This is a genomic window from Citrobacter amalonaticus (assembly GCF_037053465.1).
Lineage (GTDB): Bacteria > Pseudomonadota > Gammaproteobacteria > Enterobacterales > Enterobacteriaceae > Citrobacter_A > Citrobacter_A amalonaticus_H.
Window position 1 is genome coordinate 1 of sequence record NZ_JBALIF010000016.1, and the last position, 18,011, is coordinate 18,011.

13 protein-coding genes are annotated in these 18,011 nt (G+C 52.4%); 9 read left to right on the forward strand and 4 right to left on the reverse strand.

What is annotated here, in order from left to right:
• Positions 1–123: 123 nt before the first annotated feature.
• A complete protein-coding gene (locus WB371_RS19875; protein ID WP_336221772.1) occupies positions 124–1,644 on the reverse strand; it encodes a YifB family Mg chelatase-like AAA ATPase in 1,521 nt (506 codons plus the stop codon).
• A gap of 351 nt (positions 1,645–1,995) precedes the next feature.
• Here WB371_RS19875 and ilvL point away from each other — a divergent pair, with 351 nt between their 5' ends.
• The 6 genes from ilvL to ilvA all read left to right on the forward strand — a co-directional run bounded on the left by ilvL (position 1,996) and on the right by ilvA (position 8,547).
• Positions 1,996–2,094 (forward strand): ilv operon leader peptide, encoded by a 99-nt coding sequence (ilvL, locus tag WB371_RS19880; RefSeq protein ID WP_001311244.1) that lies wholly within the window; start codon positions 1,996–1,998, stop codon positions 2,092–2,094.
• Positions 2,095–2,234: 140 nt separating this feature from the next.
• A complete protein-coding gene (gene ilvG, locus WB371_RS19885; protein ID WP_336221774.1) occupies positions 2,235–3,881 on the forward strand; it encodes an acetolactate synthase 2 catalytic subunit in 1,647 nt (548 codons plus the stop codon).
• Positions 3,878–4,141 carry an acetolactate synthase 2 small subunit gene (ilvM, locus tag WB371_RS19890; protein ID WP_181509874.1) on the forward strand — a complete coding sequence of 88 codons (264 nt, stop codon included), beginning with the start codon at positions 3,878–3,880 and terminating at the stop codon, positions 4,139–4,141. Before ilvG ends, ilvM begins: the two co-directional genes overlap by 4 nt.
• A gap of 18 nt (positions 4,142–4,159) precedes the next feature.
• A complete protein-coding gene (ilvE, locus tag WB371_RS19895) occupies positions 4,160–5,089 on the forward strand; it encodes a branched-chain-amino-acid transaminase (RefSeq protein WP_336221775.1) in 930 nt (309 codons plus the stop codon).
• Positions 5,090–5,149: 60 nt separating this feature from the next.
• A complete protein-coding gene (gene ilvD, locus WB371_RS19900; protein WP_336221776.1) occupies positions 5,150–7,000 on the forward strand; it encodes a dihydroxy-acid dehydratase in 1,851 nt (616 codons plus the stop codon).
• A gap of 2 nt (positions 7,001–7,002) precedes the next feature.
• Positions 7,003–8,547 carry a threonine ammonia-lyase, biosynthetic gene (ilvA, locus tag WB371_RS19905; protein WP_336221777.1) on the forward strand — a complete coding sequence of 515 codons (1,545 nt, stop codon included), beginning with the start codon at positions 7,003–7,005 and terminating at the stop codon, positions 8,545–8,547.
• Positions 8,548–8,692: 145 nt separating this feature from the next.
• On the opposite strand, the gene ilvY is transcribed toward ilvA, so the two are convergent.
• Positions 8,693–9,583: an HTH-type transcriptional activator IlvY gene (gene ilvY, locus WB371_RS19910; RefSeq protein ID WP_336221779.1), complete on the reverse strand. Its 891-nt coding sequence runs from the start codon at positions 9,581–9,583 to the stop codon at positions 8,693–8,695.
• A 155-nt stretch (positions 9,584–9,738) separates the two neighbouring features.
• Between ilvY and ilvC the strand changes: the two genes are divergently transcribed.
• Complete coding sequence (gene ilvC, locus WB371_RS19915) at positions 9,739–11,214, forward strand: ketol-acid reductoisomerase (protein ID WP_336221780.1); 1,476 nt, start codon at positions 9,739–9,741, stop codon at positions 11,212–11,214.
• A 304-nt stretch (positions 11,215–11,518) separates the two neighbouring features.
• Complete coding sequence (locus WB371_RS19920) at positions 11,519–14,029, forward strand: autotransporter outer membrane beta-barrel domain-containing protein (protein WP_336221781.1); 2,511 nt, start codon at positions 11,519–11,521, stop codon at positions 14,027–14,029.
• Between the two features lie 54 nt (positions 14,030–14,083).
• Here the strand turns inward: WB371_RS19920 and ppiC are convergent, their stop codons facing one another.
• Positions 14,084–14,365 carry a peptidylprolyl isomerase PpiC gene (ppiC, locus tag WB371_RS19925; protein ID WP_336221782.1) on the reverse strand — a complete coding sequence of 94 codons (282 nt, stop codon included), beginning with the start codon at positions 14,363–14,365 and terminating at the stop codon, positions 14,084–14,086.
• Positions 14,366–14,449: 84 nt separating this feature from the next.
• Between ppiC and rep the strand changes: the two genes are divergently transcribed.
• On the forward strand, positions 14,450–16,474 hold the full coding sequence (gene rep, locus WB371_RS19930; RefSeq protein WP_336221783.1) for a DNA helicase Rep: 2,025 nt from the start codon (positions 14,450–14,452) through the stop codon (positions 16,472–16,474).
• A 47-nt stretch (positions 16,475–16,521) separates the two neighbouring features.
• On the opposite strand, the gene gppA is transcribed toward rep, so the two are convergent.
• Positions 16,522–18,009, reverse strand: coding sequence for a guanosine-5'-triphosphate,3'-diphosphate diphosphatase (gppA, locus tag WB371_RS19935; protein ID WP_336221784.1), 1,488 nt, complete (start codon positions 18,007–18,009; stop codon positions 16,522–16,524).
• Between the last annotated feature and the right edge of the window lie 2 nt (positions 18,010–18,011).

An 18,011-nucleotide genomic window follows, 5' to 3' on the forward strand; every position in this document is an offset into this window, starting at 1 on the left:
CGGTACCAGGACAAGGTAGCCAAAGAGGAAGAAGAAAGACAAATACAGCTGGGACTGGAAGGGTAGTGTTTAAGCCCCCTTTTAGGGGGCTGTGTCAAAGCCACCTGCTATGCAGGTGGTTTTTTACGTCAGTTGTTTCTGCAGGTGTGCGAGCAGACGGTCGATAGCCCGGTAACAGACCGCTTCCTGTAAATGTCGTCGTGTTATGTGTTCAGCTTGCTCCAGATCGGCAATTGTCCTTGATACTTTCACTAATCGTTGCCATGCCCGAATAGACAAACCCAGGTGGATGAGCGTCTCCTCAAGCCACTGAGAATCCTCATGTGCCAACGGGCAATATTCACGGATTTCCTTGTTCTGCAAAAGCGCGTTTAGCTTGCCTTGCCGCTGATACTGCCGTGTTTGTGCGGCAATCACTCGCTGTTTAACCGTACTACTGCTTTCGCCTTTTATCGCTGTTTGACTGAGCATCCCTTTTGGCGGAAGAGGTATCTCAAGTGAAAGATCAAAACGGTCCAAAAAAGGTCCGGAAAGTTTGCTGAGATACCGTAATGTCTGCTCAGGCGTACATCGATTATGGCTGCCCTGATAGTGCCCGGTTGGACTGGGGTTCATCGCCGCAACTAACTGAAAGCGCGCGGGGTAGGTAATTTTCGCTCGCGTACGTGAAAGATGAATCTGGCCAGATTCGATGGGTTCGCGTAAAGCATCCAGGGTACGCCGCTCAAACTCAGGCAGTTCATCAAGAAATAAGATGCCATTGTGGGCTAATGAAATTTCCCCAGGTGCAGGGATCGAACCGCCTCCAACCATCGCTGTCAGAGAGGCACTATGATGCGGCGAACGAAAAGGCCGTTGTTTCCACTGTTTTTGCACGTTGGTTGAGTTGACCAGACTGAGAATTGCCGCACTCTCCAGGGCTTCTTCATTACTCAGCGGCGGTAACAGCCCATTAAGACGACTGGCGAGCATCGTTTTTCCCGTACCAGGAGGGCCAATCAACAGTAGGTTATGCCCGCCTGCTGCGGTAATTTCAACGCCGCGTTTCCCTTGTTCCTGGCCAATGATATCGCTGAGATCGTCAGAGGGGGTATGGGGTAAAACATTACGGGTTGTCGGACGGTTAAGGTTTTGCTTTCCTTCCAGAAATGCACAGACGGCCTGCAGATGGTCTGCAATCAGGCAATCTTCGCTATCAATCAGTCCAACCTCGTCCTCATTCTCATATGAAACAATAATGCCTCTTCCTGCTCCGATTGCTTCCGTTGCGCTGGATATCGCGCCAGGGACGCCACGTAACGCACCTGTAAGCGCTAATTCACCTACCAACTCATATTGCTCGAGCTTATGGGTTGTAAGCTGTTCAGAGGCCACCAGAAGCGCGACAGCAATAGGTAGATCATACCTTCCCCCTTCTTTGGGAAGATCGGCAGGTGCCAGATTGATAGTGATTTTCTTCGCGGGGAATTCATATCCGCTATTAATGATTGCGCTACGTACCCGGTCGCGCGCCTCTTTGACAGTGGTTTCCGGTAATCCCACCAGCGTTAAACCAGGCAGACCGTTGCTGATATGGACTTCGATGGTAATTGCCGGCGCGTTAACACCCAGCGCCGCTCGCGTATGGACAATAGACAGTGACATAACTCCTCCAGATGTCACCATTATGTCGAAGTTGAGTATTTCAGGATTCAGTCAATTGGTTCTTATTCGATGCGCATTCGGCATTTTTTAATGCAATTTCATTGATTTTTCAGTTTCACTGAAGGCGACTCGCATTCGTTTTTTTAACCTGTCACTTTGACTAAAAAGGCAATTATTGCGACCCCGAAAGTGAAATTTTCTCAATATTTTTTTTCCCTATAAAAAACAACCATTTTTCGTTAAACCGTAAACTGAATCAGAAAAATGAGAATAAAAAAATCTTGTGCTATTGGAGAAATTTATGATAACTCTTTAAGCATTCCTTCGAACAAGATGCAAGAACAGACAAAAATGACAGCCCTTCTACGAGTGATTAGCCTGGTCGTGATTAGCGTGGTGGTGATTATTATCCCACCGTGCGGGGCTGCACTTGGACGAGGAAAGGCTTAAAAATAAAGCCTTAACGAACTAAGACCCCCGCACCGAAAGGTCCGGGGGTTTTTTTTGACCTTAAAAAACACAACAGAGGAGTGGAATATGAATAACAGCATAAAATACTGCTTCTCCAGATTGACGGCGGGGAAGTCACTATGAATGGAGCACAGTGGGTGGTACATGCGTTGCGTGCGCAGGGTGTCGAGACGGTTTTCGGCTATCCCGGCGGCGCAATTATGCCGGTATACGATGCGTTGTACGACGGTGGTGTGGAACACCTTCTGTGCCGGCATGAACAGGGCGCGGCAATGGCGGCCATCGGTTATGCGCGCGCTACCGGCAAAACCGGTGTCTGTATCGCCACGTCAGGTCCGGGAGCAACCAACCTGATCACCGGACTTGCCGATGCACTGTTAGATTCTGTTCCTGTTGTGGCGATCACCGGTCAGGTTGCTGCACCTTTCATCGGCACCGACGCGTTTCAGGAAGTGGATGTATTAGGATTGTCGCTGGCCTGTACCAAGCACAGTTTCCTGGTGCAGTCTCTGGAAGAACTGCCACGCATCATGGCTGAGGCGTTCGAGGTAGCAAACTCCGGTCGACCAGGACCTGTTCTGGTTGATATCCCGAAAGATATTCAGTTAGCCAGTGGAACACTGGAACCGTATTTCACTACTGTCGAAAATACTCCCGCCTTCCCCCATGCTGACGTTGAGCTGGCGCGAAAAATGCTGTCCCAGGCGCACAAGCCAATGCTGTACGTTGGCGGAGGCGTCGGTATGGCGCAGGCAGTTCCGACGCTGCGTGAGTTTATCGCAGTAACGCAAATGCCGGTGACCTGCACACTGAAAGGTCTGGGCGCGGTCGAAGCCGATTATCCGTATTATCTGGGAATGCTGGGTATGCATGGCACCAAAGCGGCGAACTTCGCGGTACAGGAGTGCGATTTACTGATTGCGGTAGGCGCACGTTTTGATGACCGGGTGACGGGCAAACTGAACACGTTTGCGCCGCATGCCAGCGTAATCCACATGGATATCGATCCGGCCGAGCTGAACAAGCTGCGTCAGGCGCATGTGGCGTTGCAGGGCGATCTGAACGCATTGTTGCCAGCGTTGCAGCAAGCGATCGAGATCGATGAATGGCGACAGCGTAATGCTGAACTGCGTGCTGAACATACCTGGCGCTACGATCATCCTGGCGAGTCCATCTATGCGCCGCTGCTGCTGAAACAATTGTCAGAATGTAAACCAGTCGACTGTGTCGTTACGACGGATGTGGGCCAGCACCAGATGTGGTCTGCACAGCATATGACCTATAGCCGTCCGGAGAATTTCATCACATCCAGCGGGTTAGGCACGATGGGTTTTGGTTTACCGGCTGCCGTTGGCGCGCAGGTTGCGCGACCGAATGATACGGTTATCTGTATCTCCGGTGACGGCTCCTTCATGATGAATGTTCAAGAGCTGGGCACCGTGAAACGCAAAAAGTTACCGCTGAAGATCGTTTTACTGGATAACCAACGCTTAGGAATGGTTCGGCAATGGCAGCAACTGTTTTTTCAGGAACGATATAGCGAAACCACTCTTACCGATAATCCCGATTTCCTCATGTTAGCCAGCGCCTTCGGCATTCCTGGCCAACACATCACCCGTAAAGACCAGGTTGAAGCAGCACTCGACACCATGCTGAACAGTGATGGGCCATACCTGCTTCATGTCTCAATCGATGAACTTGAGAATGTCTGGCCTCTGGTGCCGCCTGGCGCCAGCAACTCTGAAATGCTGGAGAAATTATCATGATGCAACATCAGGTCGCCGTAGAAGCTCGTTTTAACCCGGAAACACTGGAGCGTGTTTTACGCGTGGTCCGCCATCGCGGTTTTCAGGTGTGCGCCATGAACATGGAAGCCGCCAGCGATGCACAGAATATAAATATCGAATTGACCGTTGCCAGTCCGCGGTCGGTCGACTTACTGTTTAGTCAGTTAAGTAAACTGGTCGATGTGGCACATGTCGCCATCTGCCAGAGCACAACCACATCACAACAAATCCGCGCTTAAGCGCGACAGGAATAAAAAATGACGACAAAAAAAGCTGATTACATTTGGTTCAATGGCGAGATGGTTCGTTGGGAAGACGCAAAAGTCCACGTGATGTCCCACGCGCTGCATTACGGTACGTCTGTCTTTGAAGGCATCCGTTGCTATGATTCGCACAAAGGGCCGGTGGTGTTCCGTCATCGTGAACATATGCAGCGCCTGCATGACTCAGCCAAAATTTATCGTTTCCCGGTCTCCCAGAGCGTGGATGAACTGATGGAAGCCTGCCGTGAAGTGATCCGTAAAAATAATCTGACCAGCGCCTACATTCGTCCGCTGGTGTTTGTTGGCGATGTCGGTATGGGGGTCAACCCGCCTCCGGGATACACCACCGATGTCATCATTGCCGCATTCCCATGGGGGGCATATCTGGGTGCGGAAGCGCTGGAGCAGGGGATTGATGCAATGGTCTCTTCCTGGAATCGCGCCGCGCCTAATACCATCCCGACAGCCGCCAAAGCGGGCGGTAACTACCTTTCCTCACTGTTGGTTGGCAGTGAAGCACGTCGTCATGGCTATCAGGAAGGGATTGCGCTTGATGTGAATGGTTATATCTCCGAAGGCGCGGGTGAGAACCTGTTCGAAGTGAAGGATGGCGTGCTGTTTACTCCGCCCTTTACCTCTTCCGCCCTGCCGGGGATCACCCGTGATGCGATCATTAAACTGGCGAAAGATCTGGGTATTGAAGTGCGTGAACAGGTGCTGTCCCGCGAATCTCTGTATCTGGCGGACGAAGTGTTTATGTCCGGTACAGCGGCGGAAATCACTCCGGTACGTAGCGTTGACGGCATCCAGGTCGGCGAAGGCCGCTGTGGTCCGCTCACCAAACGCATCCAGAAAGCCTTCTTCGGTCTGTTCACGGGAGAGACTGAAGATAAATGGGGCTGGTTGGATCAGGTTAATCACTAAGCATAAATTTGGGACGGCACGCACCGTCCCGCTAAATAGTCAGACGGGAGTAAATAACGCATGCCTAAGTACCGTTCCGCCACCACCACTCATGGCCGTAATATGGCAGGAGCCCGCGCGCTGTGGCGCGCAACCGGAATGACCGATGCTGATTTTGGCAAACCGATCATTGCCGTTGTTAACTCGTTCACCCAGTTTGTGCCGGGGCACGTCCACCTGCGCGATCTCGGTAAGCTGGTTGCTGAGCAGATCGAAGCCTCCGGCGGCGTGGCTAAAGAGTTCAACACCATTGCGGTGGATGATGGTATCGCTATGGGGCACGGGGGCATGCTCTATTCACTGCCATCGCGCGAGCTGATCGCTGACTCCGTTGAGTACATGGTTAATGCCCATTGCGCCGACGCGATGGTCTGTATCTCCAACTGCGACAAAATCACCCCAGGGATGCTGATGGCTTCCCTGCGCCTGAATATTCCGGTCATTTTCGTTTCTGGCGGACCAATGGAAGCCGGGAAAACCAAGCTTTCTGACAAAATCATCAAGCTGGATCTGGTTGATGCAATGATTCAGGGCGCGGACCCGAAAGTCTCTGACGAGCAGAGCAGTCAGGTTGAACGTTCCGCCTGCCCAACCTGTGGGTCATGTTCCGGGATGTTTACCGCGAACTCAATGAACTGTCTGACCGAAGCGCTGGGGTTGTCGCAACCGGGTAATGGTTCTCTGCTGGCGACCCACGCCGATCGTAAACAGTTGTTCCTCAATGCCGGGAAGCGCATTGTCGAACTGACTAAGCGTTACTACGAACAGAATGACGCCTCCGCGCTGCCGCGCAGCATCGCCAGTAAAGCCGCATTTGAAAACGCCATGACCCTGGATATCGCCATGGGCGGGTCCACCAACACCGTACTGCATCTGCTGGCGGCGGCGCAGGAAGCGGAAATCGACTTCACCATGAGCGATATCGACAAGCTGTCCCGCAAAGTGCCGCAACTGTGCAAAGTAGCGCCAAGTACGCAGAAGTACCACATGGAAGACGTACACCGGGCGGGCGGCGTACTGGGAATTCTGGGCGAACTGGATCGCGCGGGACTGTTAAACCGGGACGTGAAAAACGTGCTGGGGCTGACGCTGCCGCAAACGCTTGAGCAGTACGACATCACCGTTACCCAGGATGATGCTGTAAAACAGATGTTCCGCGCAGGGCCAGCTGGTATCCGTACGACCGAGGCGTTCTCGCAGGATTGTCGCTGGGATTCACTGGATGACGATCGCGCTGAAGGCTGCATCCGTTCACTGGAACATGCTTACAGTAAAGACGGTGGCCTGGCGGTGCTTTACGGTAACTTCGCGGAAAACGGTTGTATTGTAAAAACAGCCGGTGTGGATGACAGCATCCTTAAATTCACCGGCCCGGCCAAAGTGTATGAAAGCCAGGATGAGGCCGTTGACGCCATTCTCGGCGGTAAAGTGGTGGCAGGCGATGTGGTGGTGATTCGCTACGAAGGGCCAAAAGGTGGGCCGGGGATGCAGGAAATGCTCTATCCGACCACTTTCCTGAAATCCATGGGACTTGGCAAAGCCTGCGCGTTGATCACGGATGGACGTTTCTCTGGCGGTACTTCAGGTCTTTCCATTGGACATGTATCACCGGAAGCGGCCAGCGGCGGCAATATCGCGATCATTGAAGATGGTGACATGATAGCTATTGATATTCCGAATCGTGGCATTCAGTTGCAACTGAGCGATGCGGAAATTGCCGCGCGTCGTGAAGCACAGGAAGCGCGCGGCGATAAAGCCTGGACGCCAAAAGATCGTCAACGTCAGGTTTCGTTTGCCCTGCGCGCCTATGCGAGCCTGGCGACCAGCGCAGATAAAGGCGCGGTACGCGATAAATCGAAGCTGGGAGGTTGATAATGGCCGAATCGCAACCTCTTTCTGCCGCCCCGGAAGGGGCGGAGTATCTGCGTGCGGTACTCCGTGCGCCGGTGTATGAAGCAGCGCAGGTGACACCGCTGCAAGTAATGGAAAAGCTCTCGTCGCGCCTTGATAACGTTATTCTCGTGAAGCGCGAAGACCGACAGCCGGTTCACAGTTTCAAGCTTCGCGGTGCTTACGCGATGATGGCAGGGCTGACCGAGGAGCAAAAAGCCCACGGGGTGATCACCGCGTCTGCGGGCAACCACGCTCAGGGCGTGGCGTTTTCCTCCGCTCGTCTGGGTGTAAAGGCGCTGATCGTGATGCCTGTTGCGACGGCAGATATCAAAGTCGATGCCGTTCGCGGCTTCGGCGGGGAAGTTCTGTTGCACGGTGCAAACTTTGATGAAGCGAAAGCCAAAGCCATTGAGCTTTCGCAGCAGCAAGGGTTTACCTGGGTTCCGCCGTTTGATCATCCGATGGTGATTGCGGGTCAGGGGACGCTGGCGCTGGAGTTACTCCAGCAGGACGCACACCTTGATCGCGTATTTGTACCGGTTGGCGGCGGCGGTCTGGCGGCGGGTGTCGCGGTACTGATCAAACAACTGATGCCGCAAATCAAGGTGATCGCCGTAGAAGCGGAAGATTCCGCCTGCCTGAAGGCGGCACTGGAAGCGGGCCATCCGGTCGATCTTCCGCGCGTCGGTTTGTTTGCGGAAGGTGTGGCGGTGAAGCGCATTGGCGATGAAACCTTCCGGCTGTGCCAGGAATATCTCGACGACATCATCACCGTGGATAGCGATGCGATATGCGCGGCGATGAAAGATTTGTTCGAAGATGTGCGCGCAGTGGCGGAGCCTTCCGGCGCGCTGGCGTTGGCGGGAATGAAAAAATATGTCGCCCAGCACAACATCCGCGGTGAACGTCTGGCGCATATTCTTTCCGGCGCGAACGTCAATTTCCATGGCCTGCGCTACGTTTCCGAGCGGTGTGAGCTGGGCGAACAGCGTGAAGCGCTGCTGGCGGTGATCATTCCGGAAGAAAAGGGGAGCTTCCTGAAGTTTTGCCAGTTGCTGGGCGGTCGCTCGGTCACTGAGTTTAATTACCGCTTTGCCGACGATAAAGACGCCTGCATTTTTGTCGGCGTCCGGCTGAGTCGCGGTATGGAAGAACGTATCGAAATCCTGAATCTGCTTCGCGACGGTGGCTATAGCGTGGTCGATCTCTCTGACGATGAAATGGCGAAGCTGCATGTGCGCTATATGGTTGGTGGGCGTCCGTCGAAACCGCTACAGGAGCGGCTGTTTAGCTTCGAGTTCCCGGAATCACCGGGCGCGCTGCTCAAGTTTTTGCACACCCTGGGAACCCACTGGAATATCTCTCTGTTCCATTACCGCAGCCACGGCACCGACTATGGCCGCGTGCTGGCGGCGTTCGAACTGGGCGATCACGAGCCGGATTTCGAATCGAGACTGCAGGAGCTGGGCTATGAATGTCACGATGAGACCAACAACCCGGCGTTCAGGTTTTTTCTTGCGGGATAATGCGGGGTAATGCCTGATGGCGCTACGCTTATCAGGCCTACGATATTACATGTAGGCCGGATAAGGCGTTTACGCCGCCATCCGGCAATGGATTAACGTGTCGTGTAGGCCGGATAAGGCGTTTACGCCGCCATCCGGCAATGGATTAATGGTTGGGCAAAATCTTCCAGAATGCATCAATAAGCGGCTCGTGTAGCCGCTTTTTTTGTGCGCAAACGCCAAGTTCAAACGGGGTTTTCTCATCGCTGCGATCCAGAATCATTACGCGGTTGCGTACCGGTTCAGGGCTGTTTTCCAGCACCACTTCAGGCAGTAATGCGACACCACAACCGAGCGCCACCATGGATACCATCGCTTCATGACCGCCGACGGTGGCGTAAATCTGCGGATTACTGATTTTGTGGCGACGAAACCACAGTTCAATGCGCCGACGCACCGGCCCCTGATCGGCCATGATAAAGGGCACCGTTGACCAGTCGGGTTTATCGACAGAAACCTGATTTCGTACCGGGCAGGGAAGCGCCGGGGCGATTAATACCACAGCCAGATTTTCCAGCATCGAAAACGCGACTGCGGCTGGCAACGTTTCTGGCTTTCCGGCAATTGCCAGATCGGCTTCGCCAGTGACGACTTTTTCCATGGCATCGGCAGCATCACCGGTGGTGAGTTTGATTTCTACCGAAGGGTGTCCGGCACGAAATCTGTCGAGGATGGGCGGCAGATGGCTGTAAGCCGCTGTGACGGAGCAGAAGATATGCAGTTCTCCGGAGAGTGACGGACCTTGCTGATCGAGAGTGTGGCGCAGTTGCTGGTACTGCAACAGCGTTTGCTGGGCAAATGTCCGCAACTCTTCTCCCGCTTCGGTGAGTGTGACCGTACGATTATCACGTACAAACAACGCCTGCCCGAGATCCTCTTCGAGGCGCTGGATTTGCCGTGAAAGCGTAGAGGGACTGACGTGCATGGCTCGCGCACTGCGGCCAAAATGACGGCTTTCCGCCAGATGCAGGAATAATTTCAAATCACGTAAATCCACGGTTTCCGCACCCCTCTTTTTACATTGCAGATATTGCAACATGACGTTGTGAATATATCAATTTCCGCAATAAATTTCCTGTCATATAGTGGGTTCATTCTCGCATACGCGAACCGAATAATAAGCACGACAACATAACATCACGAGGAATCACCATGGCTAACTACTTCAACACACTGAATCTGCGCCAGCAGTTGGCTCAGCTGGGTAAATGTCGCTTTATGGGCCGCGACGAATTCGCCGACGGCGCGAGCTACCTTCAGGGTAAAAAAGTGGTCATCGTCGGCTGTGGCGCGCAGGGTCTGAACCAGGGCCTGAACATGCGTGATTCCGGTTTGGATATTTCTTATGCGCTGCGTAAAGAAGCGATTGCCGAGAAGCGCGCGTCCTGGCGTAAAGCGACCGAAAACGGCTTCAAAGTCGGAACTTACGAAGAGCTGATCCCGCAGGCGGATCTGGTGGTTAACCTGACGCCGGACAAACAGCACTCCGATGTAGTGCGTTCCGTGCAGCCGCTGATGAAAGACGGTGCGGCGCTGGGCTACTCCCACGGCTTCAACATCGTTGAAGTGGGCGAGCAGATCCGTAAAGACATTACCGTGGTGATGGTAGCGCCGAAGTGCCCGGGTACAGAAGTTCGTGAAGAATACAAGCGTGGTTTTGGTGTTCCGACGCTGATTGCCGTTCACCCGGAAAACGATCCGAAAGGTGAAGGTATGGCGATTGCGAAGGCCTGGGCCGCGGCGACCGGTGGTCACCGTGCGGGGGTACTGGAGTCTTCATTCGTTGCGGAAGTGAAATCAGATCTGATGGGTGAACAGACCATTCTGTGCGGCATGTTGCAGGCCGGTTCTCTGCTGTGCTTCGACAAGCTGGTGGAAGAAGGGACCGACCCGGCATACGCGGAAAAACTGATTCAGTTCGGCTGGGAAACCATCACCGAAGCCCTGAAACAGGGCGGTATTACGCTGATGATGGATCGTTTGTCCAACCCGGCGAAACTGCGTGCGTATGCACTGTCCGAACAACTGAAAGAGATTATGGCGCCGCTGTTCCAGAAACACATGGACGACATCATCTCCGGGGAATTCTCTTCCGGAATGATGGCGGACTGGGCTAACGACGATAAAAAACTGCTGACCTGGCGTGAAGAGACCGGTAAAACCGCGTTCGAAACCGCCCCGCAGTTTGACGGCAAAATCGGTGAGCAAGAGTACTTCGATAAGGGCGTACTGATGATCGCAATGGTGAAAGCCGGTGTTGAGCTGGCGTTCGAAACCATGGTGGATTCCGGCATCATCGAAGAATCTGCTTACTATGAATCGCTGCATGAGCTGCCGCTGATTGCCAACACCATCGCCCGTAAGCGTCTGTATGAAATGAACGTAGTGATTTCAGATACCGCCGAATACGGTAACTATCTGTTCTCTTACGCTTGTGTACCGCTGCTGAAAGAGTTCATGACGACCCTGCAGACCGGCGATCTCGGTCAGGCGATTGCGGAAGGTGCCGTCGACAATGCTCAGTTGCGTGATGTGAACGAAGCCATTCGCAGCCATGCGATTGAGCAAGTGGGTAAAAAACTGCGTGGTTATATGACGGATATGAAGCGTATCGCAGTTGCGGGTTAATTTCCTCAGATAAGATACAGGCGTCGGTGCCTGTACCCTTTATCTCATCTCCTAACCGCGCATGCTCAGCCTGCGCGGTTTTTTTACGGATTTGCCTGTATTTCTCTGTATATATCACTGTATGTTAGCACCTCCTTCTTATGACATTGGGAAGCGAAACGCAGGCTATACTTCGATTCATCGTTTTAGTCGGATAGAAACCATGAACGCTTGCAGAATAGCTGTAGTCCTTCACTTTTCATGTTGGTCATGGATTGTTCCGCATTCACTGGCTTCTACCTTCGTGGTTAAACCTGGTCAAACTGTGAATAATGAAGTAGTTGGTGACCCGGTTTATTCACGCACACAAAAGGTTTATGGGACGGCGAATAATACCCGTATTATTGAAAATGGTTGGCAGGCTGTGAGTGATGGTGGCGTAACGAATCATTCCACAGTCATCAATGGCGGCCTGCAGAATATTTACGCGGGTGGCACAGCTAATAATACCATGGTGCTTGATAATGGTATTGTTGAAGTCACCCAGAGTGGCGTAGCAAACAGTACAGTTATTCATGGGAAAAATAGTATCGTATTTAGTGCTACATATGGTGTAGTGAATAACACGCAGGTGCTAGCCGATTCCCCGACCACCAAAGAAAACTATTACTCTCAGCCCATGCTGTTGGTAACGTTAGCTGGCGTAGCAAATAATTCCGTTGTTTATGGCGTCATGCAGAATAAACACTCTTTGGATGAAAGGACGATAATAAAGTCAGGTGGCGTTTATGTTAACCTTCAATACTATCCGGCTCCGGGTCTGAGTGGGAATCTTCAGCTCGCCAATACGGAGCTCGAAAGGGGGTTCTCAAATAATGCCCTCGTTGAGCAAGGCGGTCTTGCATTTCTGGGCAGAGACGCGGACGCGAACAACTGGAAGATAAAAGGGACCGTCTCTGTTATACATACCAGTTATGGAAATTTTCCAGCTAACATTAACAATGCCGTCATTTCCGGCGGAAATTTATTTTTAGCGACAGGAATTGCAAAAAATACTATTGTTGACAGTGGTCATCTTTATAACATTGGCGGTATTGATACGGGAACGGTTATAAACGACGGCGCATTCTATTTTGCTGGTTATCCTGACGGATATGATCATGATATCGCCTATTCAAAAGGTCTGGTCGTAAATTCGGGCGGTTCGGCAAGCCTGGAGGGGGGCGTTGTCGAAGATACCAGCGTGAGTGGTAATATGTTTGTAGGGCAATATGCCACAAAGTATTCCTCAACGATACAATCCCCCCTTATCTTGAAAGGAACGCTTAGTATTAATAACAGTGGTGCGGTAGTCGTGAGTAGCGATGCCAATACTAAAAATGCCAATGTACAAACATCAGGCATGCTATTCTTAAAAAGAATACCCTCCGCTATCAATAATTATCAATTTACTGCCATGAATATGAATGGCGGAGCAATTATTTATACGCCTTCTTCTGCTCAATCGTTTTCGAGATTGACACTGACTTCGCTTAGTGGCTCCGGATTGTTTTACATGAATACCAATCTGGCGGGCGGCCAGTCCGATTTCCTGAGCGTGACGGGAGAGGCAAACGGTAATTTTAATGTCTATGTTTCCGATAGTGGCGCAAATCCAGGCTCAATGTCTGATTTGCAGATAATCCAAACCGGCGGGGGTAATGCAAATTTCAGTTTGGCAAACAAAGGCGGTGTTGTGGATGTGGGGACATACGAGTATCAGCTTGTCGCAAATGGTTCTGGTGGATGGTTATTAACGCCGGAAATCAATCCAACGCCCCCAGATCCGACGCCGCCAACGCCGCCAACGCCGCCGGAACCCACTCCACCAAACCCGACGCCGCCTATACCGCCGATGCCGCCGGACCCCTCACCGACGCCAAAACCGGTGATAACACCGAGCACGGCGGCAGTACTCTCAATGGGCACGGTTGACCCGCTTATTTTTCAAACGGAGTTGGCCGCCGTGCGTGAGCATCTGGCGCAGACGCAAGATGTTTCGCTGGATCATCAGATATGGGGTTATTACTCCTCCTCCGATAGTCGCGTTGGCAATTCTGCGGGGGCGGGTTATGAAATGTCTCTGAATGGCGTCACGATCGGCGTTGATAACAGTGTTGATACTGGTAATGGTAAAGCGATACAGGGCGGTTTTTTCTCTTACAGCCACTCAAAAGTGGATTTTGACCGTCAGGGTGAAGGTGGTGTTGATTCGTACTCACTCGGCGTCTATGCCCGTTATTTGCATCATTCGGGGGAGTATCTGGAGGGGGTGCTGAAGGCCAATCGCTTCAGTAATGATGTGGATGCGCGGATGACAAGCGGCATGGCAGCCAATGGCCATTATTCAACTTCCGGAATTGGCGCGAATATTGAAGGCGGGAAATATTTCTATTTTGCTGATACTTATCTGGCTCCCTACCTTGCTGTAACGGGATTTACCACCAATGCGAATAACTACCGATTATCCAATGAGATGGATGCGCGTCTCGGGTCGCAACGTTCTGTCGTGGGTGAAGCGGGTGTCAGGGTTGGGCATTCGTTCGCATTAAGCGCGGTGGATATTGAGCCTTTTGCCAGGGCTGCGATCGCTCAAGAGTTTATTGATGATAATGAGGTCAATGTAAATGATGATCCTTTTACCAATGACATGAGTGGAGCGCGAGGTATCTACATGTTTGGTGTCAATGCATTACTGAAAACAAATACCAAAATATATGCTGATGCAAGTTATTCAGAAGGTCAGCACCTTGAATCTCCCTGGACGGTGAACTTTGGGGTTTCAATGCGTTTCTGATGATTTTTTAATATCAATTCGCCCGGCAGGGTTTAACACTGCCGGGCTTTTTAATTAGTTGCGGTACAACACCTTGATGATGTGGTAGCCGAACTGGGTGTGCAGCGGGCCGGTAGGTTCCAGGACCGGACAGGAAAAGACCACTTTATCGAACGCCGGAACCATCTGACCCTGACGGAATTCCCCCAGGTCGCCGCCTCTTTTACCTGACGGGCAGATAGAGTGTTTCTTTGCCAGCTTGCCAAAATCGGCGCCGTTTTTAATCTGTTCCAGGAGTTCCAGTGCCAGTTTCTCTTCTTTAACAAGGATATGCACTGCTGCTGCGGTTTTTGCCATGATCGTGCCTTGAGTGGTGTGGTTGAGGCTGGCTATACTAGCATGCTCTAAATTTCCCCTCCCGACTTTCATTGAGTGATCTTTATGCGTTTAAACCCCGGACAACAACAAGCTGTCGAATTCGTCACCGGACCTTGCCTGGTGCTGGCAGGCGCGGGTTCCGGTAAGACACGCGTTATCACCAATAAAATCGCGCACTTGATTCGTGGCTGTGGTTATCAGGCGCGGCATATTGCGGCGGTCACCTTTACCAACAAAGCAGCGCGTGAAATGAAAGAGCGTGTCGGGCAGACGCTGGGGCGTAAAGAAGCGCGCGGGTTAATGATCTCCACTTTCCACACGCTGGGGCTGGAGGTGATTAAGCGTGAATATGCCGCATTAGGAATGAAGTCGAATTTCTCGCTGTTTGACGATACCGATCAGGTGGCATTGTTAAAAGAGCTAACGGAAGGGCTGATTGAAGACGATAAAGTCCTGTTGCAACAGCTGATCTCAACGATCTCGAACTGGAAAAACGATCTGAAAACGCCTGCACAGGCTGCGGTTGAAGCGAAAGGCGAACGTGATCGCATCTTTGCGCACTGCTACGGGCTGTACGACGCACATATGAAAGCGTGTAACGTCCTTGATTTCGACGATCTGATCCTGCTGCCGACGTTGCTGTTGCAACGCAATGAAGAGGTACGCGAGCGTTGGCAGAATAAAATCCGCTATCTGCTGGTGGACGAATACCAGGATACCAACACCAGTCAGTATGAACTGGTGAAACTGCTGGTGGGAAGCCGGGCGCGATTCACTGTCGTGGGTGATGATGATCAGTCGATCTACTCGTGGCGTGGCGCGAGACCGCAAAACCTGGTGTTGTTAAGCCAGGATTTCCCGGCGTTGCAGGTGATCAAACTGGAGCAAAACTACCGCTCCTCCGGACGCATCCTCAAAGCCGCGAACATCCTTATCGCCAACAACCCGCACGTTTTTGAAAAGCGGCTCTTTTCCGAACTGGGTTATGGCGCAGAACTCAAAGTTCTCAGTGCGAACAATGAAGAACATGAAGCCGAGCGTGTAACCGGTGAGCTGATCGCTCATCACTTCGTGAATAAAACGGAATATAAGGATTACGCCATTCTGTATCGCGGCAATCATCAGTCGCGGGTGTTCGAAAAATTCCTGATGCAGAACCGTATTCCTTACAAAATCTCTGGCGGCACGTCGTTTTTTTCCCGCCCGGAAATTAAGGATTTACTGGCCTATTTACGGGTATTAACCAATCCGGACGATGACAGCGCTTTCCTGCGCATTGTGAATACGCCAAAACGAGAAATCGGCCCCGCGACGCTGCAAAAGCTCGGTGAATGGGCGATGACGCGCAACAAAAGCCTGTTCACCGCCAGTTTTGACATGGGACTGAGTCAGACGCTCACCGGGCGAGGTTATGATTCACTAACGCGTTTTACTCACTGGCTGGGCGAAATTCAGCGGCTGGCTGAACGTGAACCGATCGCTGCCGTACGCGATCTCATCCACGGGATTGATTACGAGTCATGGCTTTATGAAACATCGCCAAGCCCAAAAGCGGCTGAGATGCGCATGAAAAACGTCAACCAGTTATTTAGCTGGATGACTGAAATGCTGGAAGGGAGCGAGCTGGACGAGCCAATGACGCTCACACAGGTTGTCACCCGTTTTACGCTGCGCGATATGATGGAGCGCGGCGAGAGCGAGGAAGAGCTGGATCAGGTTCAACTGATGACGCTGCACGCGTCAAAAGGGCTGGAATTCCCGTATGTGTTTATGGTCGGGATGGAGGAAGGGTTTCTGCCGCACCAGAGCAGCATTGATGAAGACAATATTGATGAAGAGCGTCGACTGGCCTACGTTGGGATCACCCGGGCGCAAAAAGAGCTAATTTTTACGCTGTGTAAAGAGCGCCGTCAGTACGGTGAGCTGGTGCGCCCGGAACCGAGTCGCTTCCTGCTGGAGTTACCGCAGGACGATCTCATCTGGGAGCAGGAACGCAAAGTGGTAAGTGCCGAAGAGCGAATGCAGAAGGGACAAAGCCATCTGGCTAATCTGAAAGCGATGATGGCGGCGAAAAGAGAAAAATCGTAAGTTTCAGGCCAGATAAGGCGTTTACACCGCCATCCGGCTGTGAATGATTAACGCACTTCTAAAGGCCAGTGGACATAGCTTTGCCACTGGCTTTCTTGATCAATCAACTCTTTCCCCAGCGGATGCTGTTCCAGCCAGTCTGGCGGCAGCGTTAATGTCAGAATTTCATGTGTTGCCTGCAGTGTAATCGCAGGCAACAGATCGTCACGACGACGACCGGCAAAAATAATCGCCAGTCTGAGAAGACGACAGAGGTGCTCCGCCACACGCGGCGGAACGGCGTTTTGCTGATGTAATGAAGAGAGATCGACCGGGTTGGTCTGATTTAATAACAGTGTGGCGAGCAGTTTTTTCTGTGCCGGCGTGAAGCCTGGCAAATCCAGATTGCGAACCAGATAAGCGGCATGTTGGGGAGCCTGTTTGAAATCAACGTTCAGGCCAATTTCATGGAGCAGACACGCGCTGGTCAGCAGTTCACGGCTGAGCGGTTCAAGATGCCACTCATTCTTGACCTGATCGAGGAAAGATGCCGCAAGATTCGCGACCCGGTTTGCCTGTTCGGTATCCACCATAAACCGACGCTGGATGTTGCGTAGCGTTCGGCTGCGAATATCCTGCTCAACCGAAAGGTGGAGCATTCCATAGACCAGGCCTTCGCGTAGAGCGCCACCGGCCAGGGTCATGCACTGAATATTCAGTTCAGTAAAAATGGCGATCAGAATGGCCAGACCGCTTGGGAATACCAGCGCGCGTTCGAGAGTCAGCCCTTCTATTTCCAGCTCTTCGAGACGACCACAGTGAATTGCCCGCTGTTTTAGCTGCTGAAGTTTCGCCAGGGTGATGCGCTCATCCATCCCTTGCGCCATCATGATTTCCTGCAATGCCTGAACCGTGCCGGAAGCGCCGACGCAGACTTTCCAGCCATGATAGCGAAGCTCATCAGCAACCGGGCGCAGCACGTCGCGAGCGGCTTTTTCCGCGTCGTCGAAATTTTCTTGCGCCAGGTTCCGATCGGTAAAGTAGCGTTCAAGCCAGGTGACACAGCCCATCGACAAGCTAAATAACGACGTGGTTTGTGCGCCAGTGCCGGTCACCAGTTCGGTACTGGCACCACCAATGTCGACCACCAGACGCTGATCCGCCCCCCCGGTGGTGTGCGCCACGCCCTGATAAATCAGGCGCGCTTCTTCTTCACCACTGATGACCTGAACCGGGCAACCGAGAATTTCTTGCGCTTTGGCAATAAACTCGCCCGCATTGACGGCAATTCGTAATGTTGCCGTTGCAACTACGCGGATTTGCGCCTGGGGAATATCCTGCAAACGTTCAGCAAACAAGCGCAGGCACTGCCAGCCGCGCTCCATTGCCTCTGCTGAAAGAGCGTTATCACTGTTCAGCCCGGCAGCCAGACGCACCTTGCGTTTGATGCGGGTAAGCGTCTGGATGCTTCCTGCCACCTCGCGTACAACCAGCATATGAAAACTATTGGAACCGAGATCGATAGCTGCATAAAGCGACGAGGTGGAGCTGAGCATAT

Excerpts from the sequence above, each read along its gene's own strand:
- WB371_RS19875 (WP_336221772.1), bottom strand. The coding sequence starts at position 1,644 with ATGTCACTGTCTATTGTCCATACGCGAGCGGCGCTGGGTGTTAACGCG.
- ilvL (WP_001311244.1), top strand. The coding sequence starts at position 1,996 with ATGACAGCCCTTCTACGAGTGATTAGCCTGGTCGTGATTAGCGTGGTG.
- ilvG (WP_336221774.1), top strand. The coding sequence starts at position 2,235 with ATGAATGGAGCACAGTGGGTGGTACATGCGTTGCGTGCGCAGGGTGTC.
- ilvM (WP_181509874.1), top strand. The coding sequence starts at position 3,878 with ATGATGCAACATCAGGTCGCCGTAGAAGCTCGTTTTAACCCGGAAACA.
- ilvE (WP_336221775.1), top strand. The coding sequence starts at position 4,160 with ATGACGACAAAAAAAGCTGATTACATTTGGTTCAATGGCGAGATGGTT.
- ilvD (WP_336221776.1), top strand. The coding sequence starts at position 5,150 with ATGCCTAAGTACCGTTCCGCCACCACCACTCATGGCCGTAATATGGCA.
- ilvA (WP_336221777.1), top strand. The coding sequence starts at position 7,003 with ATGGCCGAATCGCAACCTCTTTCTGCCGCCCCGGAAGGGGCGGAGTAT.
- ilvC (WP_336221780.1), top strand. The coding sequence starts at position 9,739 with ATGGCTAACTACTTCAACACACTGAATCTGCGCCAGCAGTTGGCTCAG.
- ppiC (WP_336221782.1), bottom strand. The coding sequence starts at position 14,365 with ATGGCAAAAACCGCAGCAGCAGTGCATATCCTTGTTAAAGAAGAGAAA.
- rep (WP_336221783.1), top strand. The coding sequence starts at position 14,450 with ATGCGTTTAAACCCCGGACAACAACAAGCTGTCGAATTCGTCACCGGA.
- gppA (WP_336221784.1), bottom strand. The coding sequence starts at position 18,009 with ATGCTCAGCTCCACCTCGTCGCTTTATGCAGCTATCGATCTCGGTTCC.